The sequence below is a fragment of the Micromonospora sp. R77 genome (assembly GCF_022747945.1).
Classification (GTDB): domain Bacteria; phylum Actinomycetota; class Actinomycetes; order Mycobacteriales; family Micromonosporaceae; genus Micromonospora.
In genome coordinates this window covers 1,880,440-1,899,687 of the sequence record NZ_JALDST010000001.1, presented here as the reverse complement: position 1 = coordinate 1,899,687, position 19,248 = coordinate 1,880,440, and the positions used below count along the sequence as shown (strand labels likewise).

17 protein-coding genes are annotated in these 19,248 nt (G+C 72.4%); 8 read left to right on the top strand and 9 right to left on the bottom strand.

Annotated features, from left to right (window positions below):
• Positions 1 to 4: 4 nt before the first annotated feature.
• Together MRQ36_RS08690 and MRQ36_RS08685 are read right to left on the bottom strand one after the other, a co-directional pair.
• Positions 5 to 766 carry a M23 family metallopeptidase gene (locus MRQ36_RS08690; RefSeq protein ID WP_242800946.1) on the bottom strand — a complete coding sequence of 254 codons (762 nt, stop codon included), beginning with the start codon at positions 764 to 766 and terminating at the stop codon, positions 5 to 7.
• Positions 767 to 1,046: 280 nt separating this feature from the next.
• Entirely contained in the window at positions 1,047 to 1,760 is a 714-nt protein-coding gene (locus MRQ36_RS08685; protein WP_242794394.1) for a M23 family metallopeptidase, read from the bottom strand.
• A gap of 387 nt (positions 1,761 to 2,147) precedes the next feature.
• Between MRQ36_RS08685 and MRQ36_RS08680 the strand changes: the two genes are divergently transcribed.
• The 4 genes from MRQ36_RS08680 (at position 2,148) to sucD (ending at position 6,278) form a co-directional block, all read left to right on the top strand.
• Complete coding sequence (locus MRQ36_RS08680) at positions 2,148 to 2,552, top strand: cobalamin B12-binding domain-containing protein (protein WP_242794393.1); 405 nt, start codon at positions 2,148 to 2,150, stop codon at positions 2,550 to 2,552.
• Positions 2,553 to 3,373: 821 nt separating this feature from the next.
• Entirely contained in the window at positions 3,374 to 4,030 is a 657-nt protein-coding gene (locus tag MRQ36_RS08675; protein ID WP_242794392.1) for a hypothetical protein, read from the top strand.
• Between the two features lie 179 nt (positions 4,031 to 4,209).
• Positions 4,210 to 5,388: an ADP-forming succinate--CoA ligase subunit beta gene (sucC, locus tag MRQ36_RS08670; RefSeq protein WP_242794391.1), complete on the top strand. Its 1,179-nt coding sequence runs from the start codon at positions 4,210 to 4,212 to the stop codon at positions 5,386 to 5,388.
• A 2-nt stretch (positions 5,389 to 5,390) separates the two neighbouring features.
• The gene (sucD, locus tag MRQ36_RS08665) at positions 5,391 to 6,278 is read left to right on the top strand and encodes a succinate--CoA ligase subunit alpha (protein ID WP_242794390.1); all 888 of its coding nucleotides are present in this window, start codon (positions 5,391 to 5,393) and stop codon (positions 6,276 to 6,278) included.
• 48 nt (positions 6,279 to 6,326) lie between these two features.
• Here sucD and MRQ36_RS08660 read toward each other — a convergent pair whose 3' ends face one another.
• Positions 6,327 to 6,590, bottom strand: a complete 264-nt coding sequence (locus MRQ36_RS08660; protein WP_242794389.1) for a DUF4190 domain-containing protein — start codon at positions 6,588 to 6,590, stop codon at positions 6,327 to 6,329.
• 297 nt (positions 6,591 to 6,887) lie between these two features.
• On the opposite strand from MRQ36_RS08660, the gene MRQ36_RS08655 reads away from it, so the two are divergent.
• Entirely contained in the window at positions 6,888 to 8,042 is a 1,155-nt protein-coding gene (locus MRQ36_RS08655; protein WP_242794388.1) for a DUF6350 family protein, read from the top strand.
• A gap of 116 nt (positions 8,043 to 8,158) precedes the next feature.
• On the opposite strand, the gene MRQ36_RS08650 is transcribed toward MRQ36_RS08655, so the two are convergent.
• Complete coding sequence (locus tag MRQ36_RS08650; RefSeq protein WP_242794387.1) at positions 8,159 to 8,731, bottom strand: DUF4190 domain-containing protein; 573 nt, start codon at positions 8,729 to 8,731, stop codon at positions 8,159 to 8,161.
• 32 nt (positions 8,732 to 8,763) lie between these two features.
• A complete protein-coding gene (locus tag MRQ36_RS08645; protein WP_242794386.1) occupies positions 8,764 to 9,057 on the bottom strand; it encodes a CD225/dispanin family protein in 294 nt (97 codons plus the stop codon).
• A gap of 180 nt (positions 9,058 to 9,237) precedes the next feature.
• Between MRQ36_RS08645 and purN the strand changes: the two genes are divergently transcribed.
• From purN to MRQ36_RS08630, 3 genes are all read left to right on the top strand, one after another.
• Positions 9,238 to 9,858, top strand: coding sequence for a phosphoribosylglycinamide formyltransferase (gene purN / locus MRQ36_RS08640; protein WP_242794385.1), 621 nt, complete (start codon positions 9,238 to 9,240; stop codon positions 9,856 to 9,858).
• A complete protein-coding gene (gene purH, locus MRQ36_RS08635) occupies positions 9,855 to 11,426 on the top strand; it encodes a bifunctional phosphoribosylaminoimidazolecarboxamide formyltransferase/IMP cyclohydrolase (RefSeq protein WP_242794384.1) in 1,572 nt (523 codons plus the stop codon). Before purN ends, purH begins: the two co-directional genes overlap by 4 nt.
• A 909-nt stretch (positions 11,427 to 12,335) precedes the next feature.
• Positions 12,336 to 14,969 carry a glycosyl hydrolase gene (locus MRQ36_RS08630; protein WP_242794383.1) on the top strand — a complete coding sequence of 878 codons (2,634 nt, stop codon included), beginning with the start codon at positions 12,336 to 12,338 and terminating at the stop codon, positions 14,967 to 14,969.
• Between the two features lie 306 nt (positions 14,970 to 15,275).
• On the opposite strand, the gene MRQ36_RS08625 is transcribed toward MRQ36_RS08630, so the two are convergent.
• The 4 genes from MRQ36_RS08625 to MRQ36_RS08610 are packed head-to-tail and all read right to left on the bottom strand — an operon-like array spanning position 15,276 to position 19,214.
• Entirely contained in the window at positions 15,276 to 16,307 is a 1,032-nt protein-coding gene (locus MRQ36_RS08625) for an ABC transporter ATP-binding protein (protein ID WP_242794382.1), read from the bottom strand.
• Positions 16,291 to 17,328, bottom strand: a complete 1,038-nt coding sequence (locus tag MRQ36_RS08620; RefSeq protein WP_242794381.1) for an ABC transporter ATP-binding protein — start codon at positions 17,326 to 17,328, stop codon at positions 16,291 to 16,293. Before MRQ36_RS08620 ends, MRQ36_RS08625 begins: the two co-directional genes overlap by 17 nt.
• A gap of 7 nt (positions 17,329 to 17,335) precedes the next feature.
• Positions 17,336 to 18,283, bottom strand: a complete 948-nt coding sequence (locus tag MRQ36_RS08615; RefSeq protein WP_242794380.1) for an ABC transporter permease — start codon at positions 18,281 to 18,283, stop codon at positions 17,336 to 17,338.
• Positions 18,276 to 19,214 (bottom strand): ABC transporter permease, encoded by a 939-nt coding sequence (locus MRQ36_RS08610; protein WP_242794379.1) that lies wholly within the window; start codon positions 19,212 to 19,214, stop codon positions 18,276 to 18,278. The genes MRQ36_RS08615 and MRQ36_RS08610 overlap by 8 nt, the downstream gene beginning before the upstream one ends.
• Positions 19,215 to 19,248: the final 34 nt, after the last annotated feature.

Below are 19,248 nucleotides of genomic sequence, written 5' to 3'. Positions count from 1 at the left end.
GCCGTCAGCAGGCCACGTCGATGCCCCGGGCGCGCAGGAACGGCGCCGGGTCGATCTGGTTCCACATCTGGCCCTTGTGCACCTCGAAGTGCAGGTGCGGCCCGGTGGCGTCACCGGTGGCACCCTCGTAGCCGATCACCTCACCGGCGCTGACCTTCTCGCCCACGGAGACCTTCAGGCTGCTCTGGTGGGCGTAGTGGGTGAGGTAGCCGTTGCCGTGGTCGATGAAGACCGAGTTGCCGTACCCGTCGCCGGCGTCACCGGCCTGCACCACCGTGCCCGCTGCGGCGGCGTGGATCGGGGTGCCCGACGGCATCGCGAAGTCGATGCCGGCGTGCAGGGTGCCCCAGCGGGGCCCGTAGCAGGACGTGATCTCGGCGCCCTTCATCGGGATCACCCAGGTCGGCTTCGGCTTGGCCGTCTTCTTCGGCTTCGGCTTCGGCTTGGCGGTGGCCGCCTTCGTCGGCTTCGGTGCGGCCTTCGACGGAGTCGGTGCCGGGCTGGCCGGCGTGGCGGACGGGATCACCGGGGCGGTGGACTCGCGGACGGAGCGGTCGGCGCGGGCGGCGGCCTCGGCGCGGGCCCGGGCGTCGAAGTCGACGGCGGCCGGGGCCGGGGTGCCGTGGTCGGCGGTGGCGACCGAGACGCCGCCGAGGCCGAGACCGACCAGCGCGACGGCGCCGATCATGAAGTATGTGGTGCGCCGGCCGGTCCGCTTGCGCGGCAGCGGCCGGGTGGGGATGTCCTGGGTGTTCTCGTGCTGCATGGAGCTGTCTTCCGACACGGTTGACCTTCACAGTCGAGGGGCACTTGACCTCGAAATACTGGTGTCGGCCGGGTCGGCGGCGGGTAGTGGCACCCGGGAGGCGGGCGTGGCCGGTGATCGTCTCTGCCCACTTCGGCCCCGGTTCGGGCTGCCTGTCCGGTGGGACGGCCATGATCGGCTGTGCCGCCGCTCACATTCGTCGGTGTGACCCGGCAGACTTGCCCGCACAGCAAACCGCCCGGATCGCATGATCCGGGCGGTCAACGGGCGATACTGAGCGTCAGGAAGCCGCTACGTCGCTGTAGATTGCCTCTACTTGCAGCTTGATGTCCACTCCGCGGTCCTGCAGCCACGGCACCGGGTCGAGCGGCTGGCCCTTGACATGGATCTCCAGGTGCAGGTGCGAGCCGTACGAGTGGCCGGTGTTGCCGACCAGCCCGAGCTGGTCGCCCGCCTTGACCTGCTGGCCCTCCTGCACGCTCACCGCGGAGGAGTGACCGTAGATCGCCTCGCTGCCGTCCGGGTGCTGGACGATGACCGCGTAGCCGTAACCGCCGAACCAGCCGGCCTTGGTGACCGTGCCGGAGTGGATCGCCACGAACGGCGTGCCCTCCGGGGCGACCAGGTCGATGCCGGTGTGCAGCTTGCCCCAGCGCATGCCGTAGGGCGAGTTGAAGTCGTAACCCTGGAGGGGGAGCAGCCAGGTGTCCTGCTCGGACGCGGCCTTGCCGTCGGTGCGGCTGTCACGGGTGGCGCGGTCGGCCGTGTCGGCGCGGGCCGCCGCGTCCTGGCTCGTGATCGAGGCCTGCTTGAGCTCGTCGAGAACCGACGGGCTGACGCTCTTGGCGTCGGGGAGGGCGTTCGCCCCGAGGGCGACGATGCCGGCTCCGACGAACGCGGTGGTGACGACCGCGGCGTAGCGGCTCCGCGGGGGGGTGGGTACGCGGCGACGGCCGCGATATCGATCGGGCTCAGACGACAGGCGCTGGCGCACGCACACCCTCCGTTGTCGGGGTTCCGAAGCGACCGACCGGCGCCCGTGAAGCTCGGATGAACGTCGGCTGGCCGCGTCGTCACCCGTCCGTGGACCTGATGACAACCGTGGACACGTTAGCCAACCGCCACTCCAGTCACAAGCCGAAGCGCCGAACTGGTGTTTCGTTCTGTCCCTTTCCGTCCATTGATGTCATAGCTCGTGACACCGATTGGCTGGCCCTGTTACTGTCCGTTCGTCGCGCAGAGTGACCGTTCGGCGGAGGTGTGCGGCTTTCCCGCTCCCGTCCGGGCCGCTATGAGGTAACCCGGGTTCCCGGGGTCGGGCGGGTCGGGTTACCGTTCGTTCAGGTGATAGCCCGCCGGAGCCGGTGAAAGGTGTGCGCTGATGAGCTCTCGTATCCGGGTCGTCGTCGCGAAGCCCGGCCTGGACGGCCACGACCGCGGCGCGAAGGTCGTCGCGCGGGCCCTCCGCGACGCCGGCATGGAGGTCATCTACACCGGCCTGCACCAGACCCCGGAACAGATCGTGGAGACGGCGATCCAGGAGGACGCCGACGCGGTCGGCCTCTCCGTGCTCTCCGGCGCGCACATGACCCTCTTCAAGCGGGTGCTGGAACTGCTCGGTGAGCGGGACGCGCGCGACATCGTGGTCTTCGGCGGCGGCATCATCCCGGACGCCGACATTCCCGAGCTGCAGCAGCTCGGCGTGGCGAAGATCTTCACCCCGGGTGCGACCACCCAGTCGATCGTCGAGTGGGTCCGGGAGAACGTCGCCCAGCCGGTCGGCTGACCGACTACCTCCGCGCGGGCGGCCGGTCCTCGTTGCTGAGCGGACCTGGCGGGCGTGGCGGCACGGGCGCGGACGCCCTGCTCCCGGCTCTGACGTCCGGGCCGGTTCGGATTCTGGGCAGGGGGAAGGGCCGGACGCACCCCTCACACGCCCGGCCCTTCTATGCACGATGCCCCGCCGCCACCCCTCGACCGACAGGGCATCGGCCGTCTCCCGCCGTCGCGCTTGACCAGCGCTCCGACATCAGACTCAACGACGCCCCCTCGGTGGGGTTACGCAGGTCGCGCAACATCCCCCGGACGGCTGACGCGCCGCCCCCGGTGGACCGCCTCGCACGCCCCTGCCGGACCGCCTCGACGTCGGCGACACGGGCGAACCCAGCCGGGCGGACACCGCCAGGTCGGCGACGTAAGGGTGATCACCGGGTCCTCGCCGACGTCCCGTCGGTCGTAACCTTTGGCTGCCCGTACCGCGCTCCGCGGTCGACGACCCCCGCCGGGAGCCCCTGCCGTGACCCAGCCGCCGCATCCCCACCCGCAGCCCGCCGAGGGTTGGCCACCCCGCCCGTCCCCGGCAGCGGCCAGCCCGCGCCCAGCGGCGGCTGGTCCGCGCCACCGCCGCCCGCGCCCGGCTGGGGGCCGAGTCCCGCCGGGCCGGCCGCCGGACCTGGCTGGTCCGGTCCGCCGCCGGTGGGGCAGTCGCCCACCTCGGGCTGGTCCGGTCCGTCACCGGTGGGGCAGCCGCCGGCCTCGGGTCGGTCGGGTCCGCCGGTGGGGCAGCCGCCCGCGCCGGGCTGGGGGCCGCCGGCGGGAGCACCGGGCATGCCGGCGTACCCGGGGGCGCAGGCCGGTTGGGGGCCGCAGCAGGCGTACCCGAACGCGGGCTGGTCCCCGGCGCAGCCGCCGGCCTGGCAGCCGCCGCCGTCGCGGACGGCGAAGCGGATCCCCGAGGACCAGCCGTTCGTCGCCCGGCCCAGCCTGCGCAAGCGCGGGCTGGCGCTGGGTGGCCTGACCCTGTTCATCGGCCTGGTGCTGGCCTGCCCGCTCGGGCTGGCCGCCTCGGGCGAGAACGGGGATGCGGGCATCCTGCTGGCCATCCCGTTGATCATGCTGTTCTTCGCGCTGGTGGTCGGCCTCCAGCTCTGGCTGGTCTCGTCCGGCGGCCCGGTGCTCGCGGTCGGCCCCGCCGGCTTGTGGATCAAGACGCGTCCCACCCGCGGGCAGGCGATCTGGCTGCCCTGGGAGGCGGTGGACCAGGTCTACCGGCGACGCTGGGGGCTGGAGAAGATGCTCTGCGTGAAGGCGCGCGACCCGCGGGCCGGCGGTGACCTGGGCGCGTTCACCGCGCTGGACGCCGGGATGCAGCAGGCCTTCTTCGGCACCGGGTTCACCGCCACGGTGGTGTACGCCGACCGGACGGAACAGGAGATCATGGACGCGGTGTGGCGTTACTCGGCCGGCCGCTGCCGGGTGGCCTGAGCGGGCGGACCGTCGCTGTGCATTACCGCACACCGCGCACCCGCTCGGTTGCCGCCGGTTCCCATCTCGTTAGGCTGCGGCAAATGACCTGTCTCATCTGATGACAGGCGTCAAACTGATTTTCCAACGCTGGTGGCGGCGCGACGGCGCGCCGCGGAGACGGGACGGGACGCGCAATCGTGGACCTGTACGAGTACCAGGGGCGGGACCTGTTCGAGCGGCACGGCTTGCCCGTGCTCGCCGGCGGCGTCGCCACTACCCCGGAGGAGGCCCGCGCGATCGCCGAACGCCTCGGCGGTCGGGTGGTCGTCAAGGCGCAGGTGAAGGTCGGCGGCCGAGGCAAGGCCGGTGGCGTGAAGCTCGCCGAGGGCGCGGAGGAGACGGTGGCCCGCGCCACCGACATCCTCGGCATGGACATCAAGGGTCACACGGTCCACAAGGTCATGATCACGGTGACCGCGGACGTGGCCGAGGAGTACTACTTCTCGTACCTGCTCGACCGGGCGAACCGCACCTTCCTCTGCATCGCCAGCGTCGCCGGCGGCATGGACATCGAGGCGGTCGCCGCCGAGACCCCGGAGAAGGTCGTCAAGGCCCCGATCGACGCCAACACCGGCGTCGACGAGGCGAAGGCCCGGGAGATCGTCACCGCCGCGAACTTCCCCGCCGAGGTCGCCGACCAGGTCGTCGAGATCGCGGTCAAGCTGTGGCAGGCGTTCGTCGCCGAGGATGCCACGCTGGTCGAGGTGAACCCGCTGGCCAAGAACGCGGACGGCAAGCTGCTGCTGCTCGACGCCAAGGTGACCCTGGACGAGAACGCCGGCTTCCGGCACCCGGACCACGAGGCCCTGGTCGACCAGGCCTCGGTGGACCCGCTGGAGCAGGCCGCCAAGGCCAAGGACCTCAACTACGTCAAGCTCGACGGCGAGGTCGGCATCATCGGCAACGGCGCGGGTCTGGTCATGTCGACCCTCGACGTGGTCGCGTACGCCGGTGAGCGGCACGGCGGCGTCAAGCCGGCGAACTTCCTCGACATCGGCGGCGGCGCGAGCGCCGAGGTGATGGCGAACGGTCTGGAGATCGTGCTCTCCGACCCGTCGGTGAAGAGCGTCTTCGTCAACGTCTTCGGTGGGATCACCGCGTGCGACGCCGTCGCCAACGGCATCGTCCAGGCGCTGGCGCTGCTGGAGCAGCGCGGCGAGCAGGCCACCAAGCCGCTCGTCGTCCGCCTCGACGGCAACAACGCCGAGGCCGGTCGGGCGATCCTCGACGGCGCGAACAACCCGCTCATCCAGCGGGTCGACACCATGGACGGCGCGGCCGAGCGGGCCGCCGAGCTGGCAGCTGCGGGGGTCTGATCATGGCTATCTGGCTGACCAAGGACTCCAAGGTCATCGTGCAGGGGATGACCGGCTCCGAGGGTTCCAAGCACACCCGGCGGATGCTCGCCGCCGGCACCAACGTGGTGGGCGGCGTGAACCCGCGCAAGGCCGGCACCACCGTCGACTTCGACGGCACCGAGCTGCCGGTCTTCGCCTCCGTCGCGGACGCGATGTCCGAGACCGGGGCCGACGTCACGGTCATCTTCGTACCGCCGCAGTTCACCAAGGGCGCGGTCGTCGAGGCGATCGACGCCGGGATCGACCTGGCCGTGGTGATCACCGAGGGCGTCCCGGTGCACGACACCGGCGCGTTCTGGGCGTACAACGTGGCGAAGGGGGAGCGGACCCGGATCATCGGGCCGAACTGCCCCGGCATCGCCTCGCCGGGCGCCTCCAACGCCGGCATCATCCCGGCCGACATCACCGGCTCCGGCCGGATCGGTCTGGTCAGCAAGAGCGGCACGCTGACCTACCAGATGATGTACGAGCTGCGGGACATCGGCTTCTCCACCTGCGTCGGCATCGGCGGTGACCCGATCATCGGGACCACCCACATCGACGCCCTGGCCGCGTTCGAGGCCGACCCGGAGACCGACGCCATCGTGATGATCGGCGAGATCGGCGGCGACGCCGAGGAGCGGGCCGCCGAGTTCATCAAGGCGAACGTCACCAAGCCGGTCGTCGGTTACATCGCCGGCTTCACCGCGCCGCCCGGCAAGACCATGGGTCACGCCGGTGCGATCATCTCCGGCTCGGCGGGCACCGCCGAGGCGAAGAAGGAGGCGCTGGAGGCCGTCGGCGTCAAGGTCGGCAAGACCCCGACCGAGACCGCCAACCTCATGCGGGAGATCATGTCCGGCCGCTGAGCGGCCGCGTGCCGTGCCGAGGGGGTCGACCGCGTGCGGTCGGCCCCCTCACCTGTACCAGTACATGCCGTGGCCGGTGGCCCGCCAGATCGCGTTGCCGATGATGTTGAGCACACCGAGCGCGATGGCGATCCAGCCGAGCACCGGTGACTTGCCGAACCGCTTGGCGTCCCGGATCGACAGGTAGCCGAAGACGATCCCGAGGAAGCCGCAGCAGATCAGGCCGAGCACAATGCCCAGGACGCCCCAGAGCGTGGTGCGGTCCCGGCCCACTGCCGGCGGCGGTGGCGGCGGCGGATACGGAGCGTTCACGGCTTCCTCCGAGCGGTCGGTGCCGCGACGGGAATGGTCGCGTCTGGGCCGAGGCTAAACCGGATCGGGGGGATCAGTCGGTGGATCAGGGAACTCGCCGTGGTGCCGGGGCGTTATCGGACTGCCCCCGCCGACGTGGCGTGCCAGAGTAGAACCGATGTCACCCGTCACCCCTGACCATCCCCGCCGGCCCGCCGGTGTCGACGCCGACGCCCGGCCGGCCGGCCGTGCCCGCCCGGCGTCCCGGGTGCCCGCGCCCCGGCCGGCGGAGGCCGGGCGTGGTCGGCGCCGCTGCCGGTGGCCGCCGCGGTGGCGGCCGGCTGGGCGGCGCTGACGTCGTGGCTGCCGGTGGCGCTGGTGCTCGGTCTGGTGCAGCTCAGCGAGGACGCCGGCTCCCTGTCGGGCGCGCTGCGGGCCGGGCTGGCCGGCTGGCTGCTCGGCCACGGGGTGCCGCTGGAGACCACCGCCGGCCCGCTCGGGCTGGCACCGCTCGCGCTGGCCGCGCTCGCCTTCTGGCGACTGACCCGGGCCGGGGTGCACACCAGCCGGGCCGTCGCGCCCGCGGTGGCCGGTCACCCCGGCAGGCACTCACCGTCGCGGTCGCGGTCGGCATCGGGTACGCGCTGCTCGGCGCCCTGGCCGCCGTGCTGGTCGGCGCGGGTGGCCCCGGGTCTCCCGGTGCGCGCCGCACTCACCCTCGCGGTCTTCGGCACGCTGGCGGCGCTGGTCGGGGCGCTGCGCACCACCGGGGTCGCCGCGCTCTCCGCCCGCCGTTCCCCGCCGCTGCTGCGCGACGGCGTACGCACCGGGTTGGTCGCCGGGCTGCTGCTGCTCGGAGCGGGGGCCGGGGCGGCCGGGCTGTCCGTGGCGACCGGGGGTGGCGACGCGGCCGACATGATCGGCGCGTACCGGACGGGGGTGGCCGGTCAGGTGGGGATCACCCTGGTCAGCGTCGCGTACGCGCCGAACGCCACCGTCTGGTCGGTCAGCTACCTGCTGGGGCCGGGGTTCGCCGTCGGCACCGACACGGCGGTGCGTACCAGTGAGGTCTCCGTGGGGGCGCTGCCGGCCGTACCGCTGCTGGCCGGACTGCCGCGCGGACCGGTCGACGGGCTCGGCGCGGGACTGCTCGCGGTGCCGGTGCTGGCCGGGATGGCCGCCGGTTGGCTGCTGGCCCGGCGGCTGCTGCGGCTGGCCGCCGAGGACCGGGCGGAGCTGAGGTGGGCGGCGCTGCTCGGCCCGGCGGCCCTCGCCGGCCCGGTCGCCGGGCTGCTGCTCGGCGTGGCCGCCGCGATCTCCGGCGGGCCGGTCGGCGGTGGCCGGCTGGCCGAGGTCGGTCCGGTGCCCTGGCAGGTGGCCGGCGTGGCCACCCTGGTCGTCGCCGTCGGCGCCCTGCTCGGCGCCGCCACCACCCGCACCCTCACCCTCACCCGCACCCCCCACCGCCCCTGACCCACCTGCGCCCCGCCCCGCCCCGCCGGCGAGGGTGGGGGGCGCGGGCGCAGGGTGGGGTGAGGGTGGGTATGGCGAGGGGCGGCCGGGGTGCCGGCCGCCCCTCGGTGGGTCTGTCAGGAGAAGTTGTTCCAGTTGACGGTGGCGCCGACGATCGCCACGACGATGCCGAGCACGATGCCGACGCCGCCGCAGATCAGGGCCGCCTTGGCCTGGCCGCCGTTGCTCGCCTCACCCTGCTGGACCTTCTTCTGGCCCAGCACGCCCAGCACCACGCCGGCGATGCCGAACGGGATGCCGAGCCCGCCGCAGCAGAGGCCGAGCACGATGGACACGATGCCGACGATCATGCCGATCAGGCCGAGGGTGTTGTTCTGCCCCTGGGCCGTCGGGAAGCCCGCGTTCGGGTACGACGGAGCGGCCCCGTACGGCTGCTGCTGCGCGTACGGGTCCTGGTAGGGCTGCCCGGAGGTGGGCTGGCCGTAGGGCTGGCCCGAGGTGGGCTGGCCGTACTGCGGGGCCTGCGGCTGCGCGTACGGGTCGTGCGGCTGCTGCCCGTACGGGTCGTGCGGCTGCTGACCGTACGGCGCCGCGGGCGGCTGGGCGTACGGGTCCTGGTACTGCGGCGAGGTCTGGTCCTGCGGCGGCTGCTGGCCGTACGGGTCCTGACCGGGGTTACCGGGCTGCATTACTGGGTGCTCCTCGAGAGTGGGTTCGGCGGTCAGTACGTCGAGCTGTTACCACCCATGATCGCGCCCATCCCCCCGAGGACGCAGCACAGGAGGGAGATCGCCCAGCCGATGAGGCCGACGATCAGGGCCCACTTGGACCACTTCTTCGACTCGGCGGCGGCGGCCTGCGCGCCCGCGTAGTCGCCCTGCTGCAGGAGCGGGTTCACCTTGGAGGCATTGATGATGGCCGGAATGGCCAGCGGCCAGAACAGGAAGATGGCGACGATGGACATCGTCATGTTGTTGTCGATCTGCTGGGGCTGCTGCGGGTATCCAGGCTGCATGGCGGCGTACTCCTCGATCCATCGGCGCGTCGGGGCGCCGGTTCACTGACGGGTGCGGGGCCGGGCGTACGCCGGGCACCGAGCGACCGGCAGCGTACCGTGCCGACGCCAGCGGGGTGATCACCCGAAACGGCGCTGCCCGACCGCTGGACGCCCGGACCTGCCCGATAGGGTGGCCGCGTGACCGAGCCCGCGTCCGTCGCCCGCCTCGTCGTCCTCGTCTCCGGCTCCGGCAGCAACCTCCAGGCGCTGCTGGACGCCGGCACCGACCCCGCGTACGGGGCCCGCGTCGTCGCCGTCGGCGCCGACCGGGACGGCATCGCCGGCCTGGACCGGGCCGCCGCCGCGGGAGTGCCCACCTTCGTCGACCGGGTGAAGGACCACCCGACCCGCGAGGACTGGGACCGGACGCTGACCGCGCACGTCGCGGAGCACCGGCCCGATCTGGTGATCAGCGCCGGTTTCCTGAAGCTGGTCGGGCCGCACTTCCTGGCCGCGTTCGGCGACCGCTACCTCAACACGCACAACACCCTGCTGCCGGCGTTCCCCGGCATCCACGGCCCCCGGGACGCCCTCGCCTACGGCGTGAAGGTCACCGGGGCCACCCTCTTCTTCGTCGACGCCGGGATGGACACCGGCCCGATCGTCGCCCAGGTCGCCGTGCCGGTGCTGGACGACGACGACGAGGAGACGCTCACCGAGCGCATCAAGGAAGCCGAGCGCCGCCAGCTCGTCGAGCAGGTCGGTCGCCTGGTCCGTGAAGGTTGGACGATCACCGGAAGAAAGGTCACGGTCCCGTGAGCAGCAGTCAGGACGAGCGCCGCCCGATCCGGCGGGCGCTGGTCAGCGTCTATGACAAGGCCGGCCTGGTCGAGCTGGCCCGGGCCCTGCACGCGGCCGGGGTGGAGCTCGTGTCGACGGGCAGCACCGCGTCGACGATCGCCGGGGCCGGCGTGCCGGTGACGCCGGTGGAGCAGGTGACCGGCTTCCCGGAGATCCTCGACGGCCGGGTGAAGACCCTGCATCCGAAGATCCACGGTGGTCTCCTGGCCGACCTGCGCAAGGACTCGCACGCGGCGCAGCTCGACGAGCACGGCATCGCCGGGATCGACCTGCTGGTGTCGAACCTCTACCCGTTCCAGGCCACGGTCGCCTCCGGCGCGTCGCAGGACGAGTGCGTGGAGCAGATCGACATCGGTGGGCCGGCGATGGTGCGGGCCGCCGCCAAGAACCACGCCTCGGTCGCCGTGGTGACCGACCCGGGGGCGTACCCGGCGCTGCTGGCCGCCCTGGACGCGGGCGGTTTCACGCTGACGCAGCGCAAGGCGCTCGCGGCCCGCGCGTTCGCGATCATCGCCGAGTACGACGTGGCGGTCGCCCAGTGGTGCGCACAGGAGCTGGCGCCGGCTGCCGACGGGTGGCCGGAGTTCGACGGGCTCAGCCTGACCCGGCAGGCGGTGCTGCGCTACGGCGAGAACCCGCACCAGGCGGCGGCGCTCTACGCCGACCCGGCCAGCCCGGCCGGCCTGGCCCAGGCCGAGCAGCTGCACGGCAAGGAGATGTCCTACAACAACTACGTCGACGCGGACGCCGCGTGGCGGGCCGCGAACGACTTCCCCGGGCAGCCCGCCGTGGCGATCATCAAGCACGCCAACCCGTGCGGCATCGCGGTGGGCGCCGACGTGGCGGAGGCGCACCGCCTGGCGCACGCCTGCGACCCGGTGTCGGCGTACGGCGGGGTGATCGCGGTGAACCGGCCGGTCAGCGTGGAGCTGGCCCGGCAGGTGTCGGAGATCTTCACCGAGGTGCTGGTGGCGCCCGACTTCGAGGCCGGTGCCGTCGAGGTGCTCCAGGGCAAGAAGAACATCCGCCTGCTGCGGGCCCCGGCGTTCGACCCGCAGCCGGCGGAGTGGCGCCAGGTCACCGGCGGTGTGCTGGTGCAGCTGCGGGACCGGATCGACGCCGAGGGCGACGACCCGGCGAACTGGCGGTTGGCGGCCGGTGAGGCGGCCGACGAGGCGACCCTGCGCGACCTCGCCTTCGCCTGGCGGGCGGTCCGCGCGGTGAAGAGCAACGCGATCCTGCTGGCCCGGGACGGCGCGACCGTCGGCGTGGGCATGGGACAGGTGAACCGGGTCGACTCGGCGCAGCTGGCGGTCAGCCGCGCCGGTGCCGACCGGGCCCGGGGCGCGGTCTGCGCCTCGGACGCGTTCTTCCCGTTCGCCGACGGTCCGAAGATCCTGATCGAGGCGGGGGTCCGGGCGATCGTGCAGCCCGGCGGCTCGATCCGCGACGAGGAGGTCGTCGCGGCCTGCAAGGAGGCCGGCGTGACCATGTACCTCACCGGCACCCGGCACTTCTTCCACTGAGTTCCCTCCGGTGAGCGGGGCGCGGCCGACCGGCCGCGCCCCGCTCGGCGTATCGCCGCTCCACTGCGGAGCGCTGCCGGCTGACCAGCTGAAAGTACGACCGTCGAGCCGTTGCCGGTCGCGAATCCTTGTTGCTAGCGTGGGGCCGGCAACAACCGATCGACCCTCCCCGTTCTCCTCGCAGCCCGTCTCCCGCCCGCGGCCCCGGCCGCCCGCCCGAGCGGCGTCCGACATCCCCTCGCTGTGACAGGTTGGCCCATGCGCGTGTTCGACCGGTGGAACGCCGTCGTCGTCGCGCTGGCGTTCGTCCTGGCCGGCCTGGGTGCGCCCGCCTGCGCGGAGACCCATCAGCCCGGCGCGGTGGTCACCGCCGCGCACCGGTCGATCGGCTCCGACGCGCCGCACGTCCATCCTCCGGACGTCCGGCCCGTCGCCGCCCCGGTCACCACGCCGCACCTGCCCGCCCCGCCGTCCGGCGACCCCGGGTCGCCGGGGCGCGTCCCGCGTACCCCGGCACTCCGCCGCACCTGCGGGCGGAGCTGGTCGGCGGCCCGTGCGGTGACCACCGCGCCGGCGTCGGCACCACCGACGGACCGGAAGACCTGCTCCTCGCCGCGCCCCCGCGGATCGACGGTACGACGGTCGCCGTCCCCGCTGCGGTCCGCTACCGGCAGCCGGTGGTGCAGCTGCCGCCGCGCGGCACCCTGCCCACCCGGGCCCCACCCGTCACCGCCTGACCCTCGGCCACGCCGGGACGTGACACGTCCGTCGATGCCGGCGCTGTGCACTACGAGGGTCGAGACCGGACGGTCACCGTCCGCTCACCACGCCACGGCCGCGCCAACCGCCCCCGTGGTTCCCCTGCCCGGGCCACCAGCCCGGGAACCCCTTGAATCCTGGAGGATTCACATGTCGAAGTCCCGCTGGCGCAAGCCGGCGACAATCGCGGGCGCGTTGGTGCTGACCGCCGCGCTCGGTGGCGTCGCGGCCACCAACCACGAGGTCATGGAGGCCCTCGGCCTCGCTCAGGAGCCGGGCGCCAACCTGCCCTGGCACCCGCGCGAGATGGCCGAGATGGCGGCCGGGGAGAACGCCGCCGAGGCCGGCGAGGAGGCCTTCGAGGCCCGGGTCATCGCCGAGCAGTTCGCCCAGGCCCGGTCCGCGCCGGGCATCGTCGCGCCGGGCGCGTACGCCAACGCGTTCAGCCAGCTCGGCAGCGTGCCGGCCACCAAGGGCAGCTGGCGCGAGGTCACCAAGATCAAGTACGACGGTGACGACCCGCGCTACCGCGACTACGCCTCCAACTCCTCCGGGGGCGCCGGCCTGCAGACCGGCCGGATCACCGGCCTCGCGGCCGACAACAGCGGCCACGTCTACGCGGCGGGTGCCGACGGCGGCGTGTGGCGGTCGGTGATCGGCGGCGGGAGCTGGACGCCGATCTCGGACCAGCTGCCCAGCCTGTCCAGCGGCGACGTGGTGCTCGCCGCCGACGGTTCGCTCTGGTACGCCACCGGCGAGGCGAACACCGGCGCCACCTCGTACGTCGGCGCGGGCGTCTACCGGCTGGCCAACCCGGCCAGTGGCCAGTTCACCGCGGCCGACCGGGTCGGCGGCACCGAGCTGGAGAGCTCGGTCATCAACAAGCTGCGCTTCTTCGACGGCAAGGTCTGGGCGGCCACCAACCGGGGGCTGTTCTCGCACGCGATGAGCAGCGGCTCCGGCGCGTGGAAGTTCGAGTGGGCGCCGAACCCGAGCTACCTGCCGGGCGGTGCGGACGCCGGCGCGGCCAACGCCGCGTACAAGAACATCGTCAACGACGTGGCCGCCGACCCGAAGCACCCGAAGCACGTGGTGGTGGCCTCGGCCTGGCGGTCGGGCGACAGCTACAACGGCTTCTACGAGACCGCGGACTACACGGCGGGCGGCTGGACGAAGGTCAACCCGGGCGGCGCCATGCCGGCCGACGACATCGGCTACGTGACGTTCGCCTTCTCCGCCGACGGCGGCAAGCTGTACGCGATCAACCAGTCGCCGAGCCTGCTCAACAAGCCGGCCGGCAACGTCAACAGCTACCTCGACGGCATCTACGTCTCCAACACCGGCAACCCGGCCGGCCCGTGGAACAAGATCGCCGACTCGGCGAAGCTGGGCAACTCGGGCTCTGCCCTCAAGCAGGCGGTCGGCGGCAAGGGCTACGGCCCCGGGATCCAGGCCTGGTACAACCAGTTCCTCGCCGTCGACCCGGCCAACCCGAACCACGTCTGGGCGGGCCTGGAGGAGGTCTACGAGTCGACCGACGCGGGCGCGAACTGGAAGACCGTCGGGCCGTACTGGAACTTCAACTTCTCCTGCTGGAACATCTCCGACGCGCAGAACAAGTGCAACAAGACCGTCCACTCCGACCAGCACTCGGTCGCCGTGGGCAACGGCTTCGTCTACGTCGGCAACGACGGCGGCGTCTACCGCCGGCCGGTCAACGGCAAGACCGACAAGGACGGGCACGCCACCGACTGGCAGAGCCTGAACGACGGCACCATCGACGCCCTGCAGTACTACTCGGTCTCGGTGGGCAAGGACCCGGCGAAGGCCGGCACGGTGGTCTCCGGTGGTCTCCAGGACAACGGCGCGTCGGTGCTGCGGGCCGGCGACACCGTGATGGGCTCCAACTTCGGCGGTGACGGCGGCGACTCGCTGGCCGACCCGGCCAACGGTTGCCGGCAGGTGCAGGAGTACACCAACCTGGCCATGCGGGTCACCGAGAACTGCAACGCCAACCCGGGTCCGGGCACGCCCGAGACGTCCACCTCGCGGGACATCCAGCCGTACACCTCGTCGCCGGGGGACGAGCCGGCCCGGTTCATCGCGCCGTTCTCGCCGGACGCCACCGACGCGAACGTCTGGGTCGCCGGTGGCCAGCACGTCTGGGTCAACACCAAGGGCTATGCGATCCAGGACGGCAAGGGCTGGACGAACGCCTTCGACCTGGGCGCCGGCCACACCGCCACCTCGGTGGGCGTCTCCGGCGGCACCGCGTACGTCGGTTGGTGCGGACCGTGCAACAACGCCGGCTTCACCCGGGGCGTCGCGGTCGGCAAGGTCAACGACCCGGCGAGCTGGCACCAGCTGACCCTGCCGGCGGAGTTCCCGAACCGGTTCGTGCAGGGCGTCGGGATCGACCCGGCGAACGCCGCGCACGCCTTCCTCGCGGTCAACGGCTTCTCCCGGCGCTTCACCGAGGGACCGGGGGCCGGCTTCGGTCACGTCTACGAGACGACCGACGCGGGCGCGACCTGGAAGGACGTCTCGGCGAACCTGCCGGACGTGCCGGCCAGCTCGGTGAAGGAGCTGTCCAACGGCGCGCTGGTGCTCGCCACCGACCTGGCCACCTTCTACCGGGCGCCGGGTGCCACCGACTGGCAGCGGCTCGGCGCCGGCCTGCCGCTGACCGTGGGCATGGACGTCGAGTACGACGCGGCGGCCAACTCGCTCTACGTGGCCACCCACGGCCGCGGCATCTGGGCCTTCGACCTGGCCCAGCTCTGATCCGGTGACCCGGCCCGGCCCTCGATCCGGGCCGGGTCACCTCGACCCACCCGGCCCCGCCCCCACCCGTGGAGGCGGGGCCGGCGTCGCCGCAGGACCCGGGCCGGCGTCGCCTCGGCAGACGACGCCCCCGCCGCCGCCCGGCGAGTCGCCTCCCTCCCGGACGCTACGAGTTTGATGACGCATTCGAATCACCGCAGCCCGGGCGCGTCCGAGTTCCGCACTCTTTCCGGGAAAGAGTGGCCTCCGTGTCCGCGGTGGCCACTCTTTCCCGGAAAGAGTGGCCTCCGCGGTGGTCGGGGTGGGTCAGGGGGTGGTGGGGCGGAGTTCGGCGAAGTGGCAGGCCGAGGGGTGGGGGTCGGCGGGGCGGGGGACCGGGTGCGGTTCCTGGGTGGCGCAGATGTCCTGGGCCTTCCAGCAGCGGGTGCGGAAGCGGCAGCCGCTCGGCGGGTCGGCGGGGCTGGGCACGTCGCCGGTGAGGCGGATCATGGTGCGGTTCTCCCGGGCGTCGGGGTCGGGCACCGGCACCGCCGAGAGCAGGGCCTGGGTGTACGGGTGGGTGGCCCGCTCGTAGATCTCCTGCTCGGTGCCGATCTCCACGATCTTGCCGAGGTACATCACCGCGACCCGGTCGGAGATGTGCCGGACCACCGACAGGTCGTGCGCGATGAAGACGTACGACAGCCCGAACTCGTCCTGGAGCTGCTCCAGCAGGTTGATCACCTGGGCCTGGATGGAGACGTCGAGCGCCGACACCGGCTCGTCGCAGACGATGATCTCCGGCCGCAGGGCGAGCGCGCGGGCGATCCCGATCCGCTGGCGCTGCCCGCCGGAGAACTGGTGCGGATAGCGGTTGATGTGCTCGGGGTTGAGCCCTACCACGTCGAGCAGTTCGCGTACCCGGGTGCGTTTGCTGCCCTTCGGGGCGGCCTCCGGGTGGATGTCGAACGGCTCGCCGATGATGTCGCCGACCGTCATCCGCGGGTTCAGCGACGTGTACGGGTCCTGCATCACCATCTGCATGTTGCGGCGCAGCCGGCGCAGCTGCGACCCGGAGGCGGCGAAGAGGTCCTTCCCCTCCAGGGTGGCCCGGCCGGCGGTCGGCGTCTCCAGCCGCATCAGCAGCCGGGCCAGGGTCGACTTGCCGCAGCCGGACTCGCCGACGATGCCGAGCGTCTCGCCCCGGCGCAGCTCGAAACTCACCCCGTCGACGGCGCGGACCGCGCCGGTCTGCCGCTTGAACAGCACGCCCTGACTGATCGGGAAGTGCTTCACCACGTTGTCGACCGACAGGATCGTCTCGCCGCGGACCTTGGCCGGGCTAGCGGGCGCTGTCATCACGGACCTCCTGCGCGAAGTGGCACGCGCTGGTCCGGCCGTCGCCGAGGACCAGGTCGTGCGGCACCACGTCCACGCAGACCTGCTGCGCGTACGGGCACCGGGGGTGGAACGGGCAGCCGGAGGGGATCCGCATCAGGTTCGGCGGCAGCCCCCGGATCGTCGACAGCGCCTGGCCGCGCACGTCCAGGCGCGGGATCGACGCCAGCAACCCCTTCGTGTACGGATGGGCGGGTGCCCGGTACAGCGGACGCACGTCGGCGTGCTCGACGATCCGGCCGGCGTACATGACGGCGATCCGGTCGGCGACGCCGGCCACCACGCCGAGGTCGTGGGTGATCAGGATCATCGCCATGTCGAGGTCGCGCCGCAGGTCGGCCAGGAGGTCCATGATCTGGGCCTGCACGGTGACGTCCAGCGCGGTGGTCGGCTCGTCGGCGATCAGCACCTTGGGGTTCAGCGCCAGCGCCATCGCGATCATGACGCGCTGCCGCATGCCGCCGGAGAACTGGTGCGGATAGTCGCCGAGCCGTTTCGCCGCGCCCGGGATCCGGACCAGGTCCATCAGCTCGACGGCCCGCCGGCGGGCGTCGGCCCTGGACATCCCCTCGCGCTGGCGCAGCGTCTCGCCGATCTGCCAGCCGACCGGGAAGACCGGGTTCAACGCCGACAGCGCGTCCTGGAAGATCATCGCGATCTCCTTGCCGCGTACCTGCCGGCGCTGCTCCTCCGACCGGGTCAGCAGGTCCTGGCCCCGGTAGAGGATCTGACCGGCACGGACGTGGGCCGGGGGAGTGTCCAGGATGCCCATGATCGCCTGCGCGGTCACCGACTTGCCGGAGCCCGACTCGCCCAGCACCGCCAGGGTCTCCCCGGCGTCCAGGTGGTACGACACCCCGTTGATCACCTTGGCCACGCCCTCGCCGGTGCGGAACTCGACGTGCAGGTCCCGTACCTCCAGCAGGTGCCCACCCGGCGGGGTGGGGGAGGCCGGCGTGGGCCGGACGGCGGACTGGGTCATGAGGGAATCACCGCAGCTTCGGGTCGAAGGCGTCGCGGATCGCGTCGCCCAGCATGATGAAGGCGAGCACGGTCAGCGCCAGGAACGCGGACGGGACGACCAGCGGGGTGGCCGACTCGCGCATGTGCACCCGGCCGGCGTCGATGTCGATGCCCCACGAGATGGTCGGGGCCTTCAGGCCGATGCCGAGGAAGCTCAGCGTCGCCTCGGCGGCGATGAACGAGCCGAGCGCGATGGTGAGCACCACGATCGCCGGGGCGAGCGCGTTCGGCAGGATGTGCCGCCACATGATCCGGCCGTTGCCGGCGCCGAGCATCCGGGCCGCGGCCACGTAGTCCTGCCCCTTGGCGGTGATCACCGAGGAGCGGACCACCCGGGCCGCGGTGGTCCAGCCGAGCACCGCCAGCACGAAGATCACCGCGAACAGCCGGACGTTGTCGCTGCTCGTGCTGACCCGCTTGAGCAGCACGATCGCGGCGAGCAGCAGCGGGATGCCGAGCACGATGTCGATCACCCGGGAGAGCACCGCGTCGACCCAGCCGCCGAAGAAGCCGGCCAGCATCCCGACCACCAGCGCGATGACGCCGGTGAGCAGCGCCGAGAGCGCGCCGACCAGCAACGAGGCGCGCGCACCGTAGACGGCCCGGGCGTACGTGTCGCAGCCCTGGAAGTCGTACCCGAAGATGGCCCCGCCGGACGGCCCGGCGTGCTGCCGGGAGAGCAGGCAGTCCCGCGGGTCGTTGGCGGTGAAGAGCGACGGTACGGCGGCCATCGCGGCGACCAGCACCACCAGCACGAGGCTGATCCAGAAGATCGGCTTGCGGCGCAGCTCCCGCCAGGCGTCCCCGGCCAGGCTGCGCGGCCGCTGGGTGGCGGCCGGGGTGCCCGGCTCCCCGGAGACCCCGCGCCGCGCCGACTGGTCCTCGGTCGCCGCCACCGTTTCGAAATCACTCATAGCGGATCCTCGGGTCGAGTACGGCGTACAGGACGTCCACCACCAGGTTGGAGACGAGGTAGACCACGACGAGCACGCTGACGATGCCCACCACCAGCGGGCCGTCCTCGGTGCGGATGCCGCGGAACAGGTTGAAGCCGACACCGGGGATGTTGAACACGCCCTCGGTGATGATCGCGCCGCTCATCAGGTTGCCCAGCTCGACGCCGAGGAAGGTGACCACCGGGATGAGCGAGTTGCGCAGCACGTGCACGCCGACGATCCGCCGCTTGACCAGGCCCTTCGACCGGGCGGTCCGGACGTAGTCGGCGCGCAGGTTCTCCGCCACCGAGGTCCGGGTCAGCCGCAGCGCGGTGGCCAGCGAGAGCGAGCCGAGCACGATGCCGGGCAGCAGCAGCGCGTACAGGTCGGGTTCGGCGCCGGCGGTCGGCGGGAAGAGCTGCCACTTGACGCCGAGGAGGTACTGCGCGAGCGGGGCCAGCACGATGGTCGGGATGCCGAGCACGAGCAGCGTGAGCACCAGCGTCGAGTTGTCGAAGATGCTGGCCCGGCGGATGCCGGCGAGCACGCCGGCGGTGACCCCGAAGAGCACCGTCACGGCCATCGCGATCAGCGCGAGCTGCACGGTGACCGGCCAGGCGGCGGCGAGGACGTCGCTGATCTGCCGGCCGGTCAGCGACTGTCCCAGGTCGCCCTGGAGCAGGTTCTTCAGGTAGTCGAGGTAGCGGTAGAAGAAGCCGCCGACGCCGGTGGCGTCGAGGTGGTACTTCTCGGTCAGGTATGCCCGCTGGGCCGCGGTGACGGGGCGTTCGCCCGCGAGCGCCTGGATGGGATCGCCCTGACCGGCGAACATCAGCGCGTAGACGATCAGCGTGGTCCCGAAGAAGGCGAGGACCATCTGGAGCAGTCGCCGCAGAATGAAGCGGAACATACTGTGCAGTCTCTCTGAAAAGGGGCGAAGGGCG

Coding starts and splice junctions, on each gene's coding strand:
- MRQ36_RS08650 (WP_242794387.1), bottom strand. CDS start 8,731: ATGCAGCCCGGTAACCCCGGTCAGGACCCGTACGGCCAGCAGCCGCCG.
- MRQ36_RS08615 (WP_242794380.1), bottom strand. CDS start 18,283: ATGAGTGATTTCGAAACGGTGGCGGCGACCGAGGACCAGTCGGCGCGG.
- sucD (WP_242794390.1), top strand. CDS start 5,391: ATGGCTATCTGGCTGACCAAGGACTCCAAGGTCATCGTGCAGGGGATG.
- MRQ36_RS08690 (WP_242800946.1), bottom strand. CDS start 766: ATGCAGCACGAGAACACCCAGGACATCCCCACCCGGCCGCTGCCGCGC.
- MRQ36_RS08675 (WP_242794392.1), top strand. CDS start 3,374: ATGCCGGCGTACCCGGGGGCGCAGGCCGGTTGGGGGCCGCAGCAGGCG.
- MRQ36_RS08680 (WP_242794393.1), top strand. CDS start 2,148: ATGAGCTCTCGTATCCGGGTCGTCGTCGCGAAGCCCGGCCTGGACGGC.
- MRQ36_RS08625 (WP_242794382.1), bottom strand. CDS start 16,307: ATGACAGCGCCCGCTAGCCCGGCCAAGGTCCGCGGCGAGACGATCCTG.
- MRQ36_RS08610 (WP_242794379.1), bottom strand. CDS start 19,214: ATGTTCCGCTTCATTCTGCGGCGACTGCTCCAGATGGTCCTCGCCTTC.
- MRQ36_RS08620 (WP_242794381.1), bottom strand. CDS start 17,328: ATGACCCAGTCCGCCGTCCGGCCCACGCCGGCCTCCCCCACCCCGCCG.
- MRQ36_RS08645 (WP_242794386.1), bottom strand. CDS start 9,057: ATGCAGCCTGGATACCCGCAGCAGCCCCAGCAGATCGACAACAACATG.
- MRQ36_RS08630 (WP_242794383.1), top strand. CDS start 12,336: ATGTCGAAGTCCCGCTGGCGCAAGCCGGCGACAATCGCGGGCGCGTTG.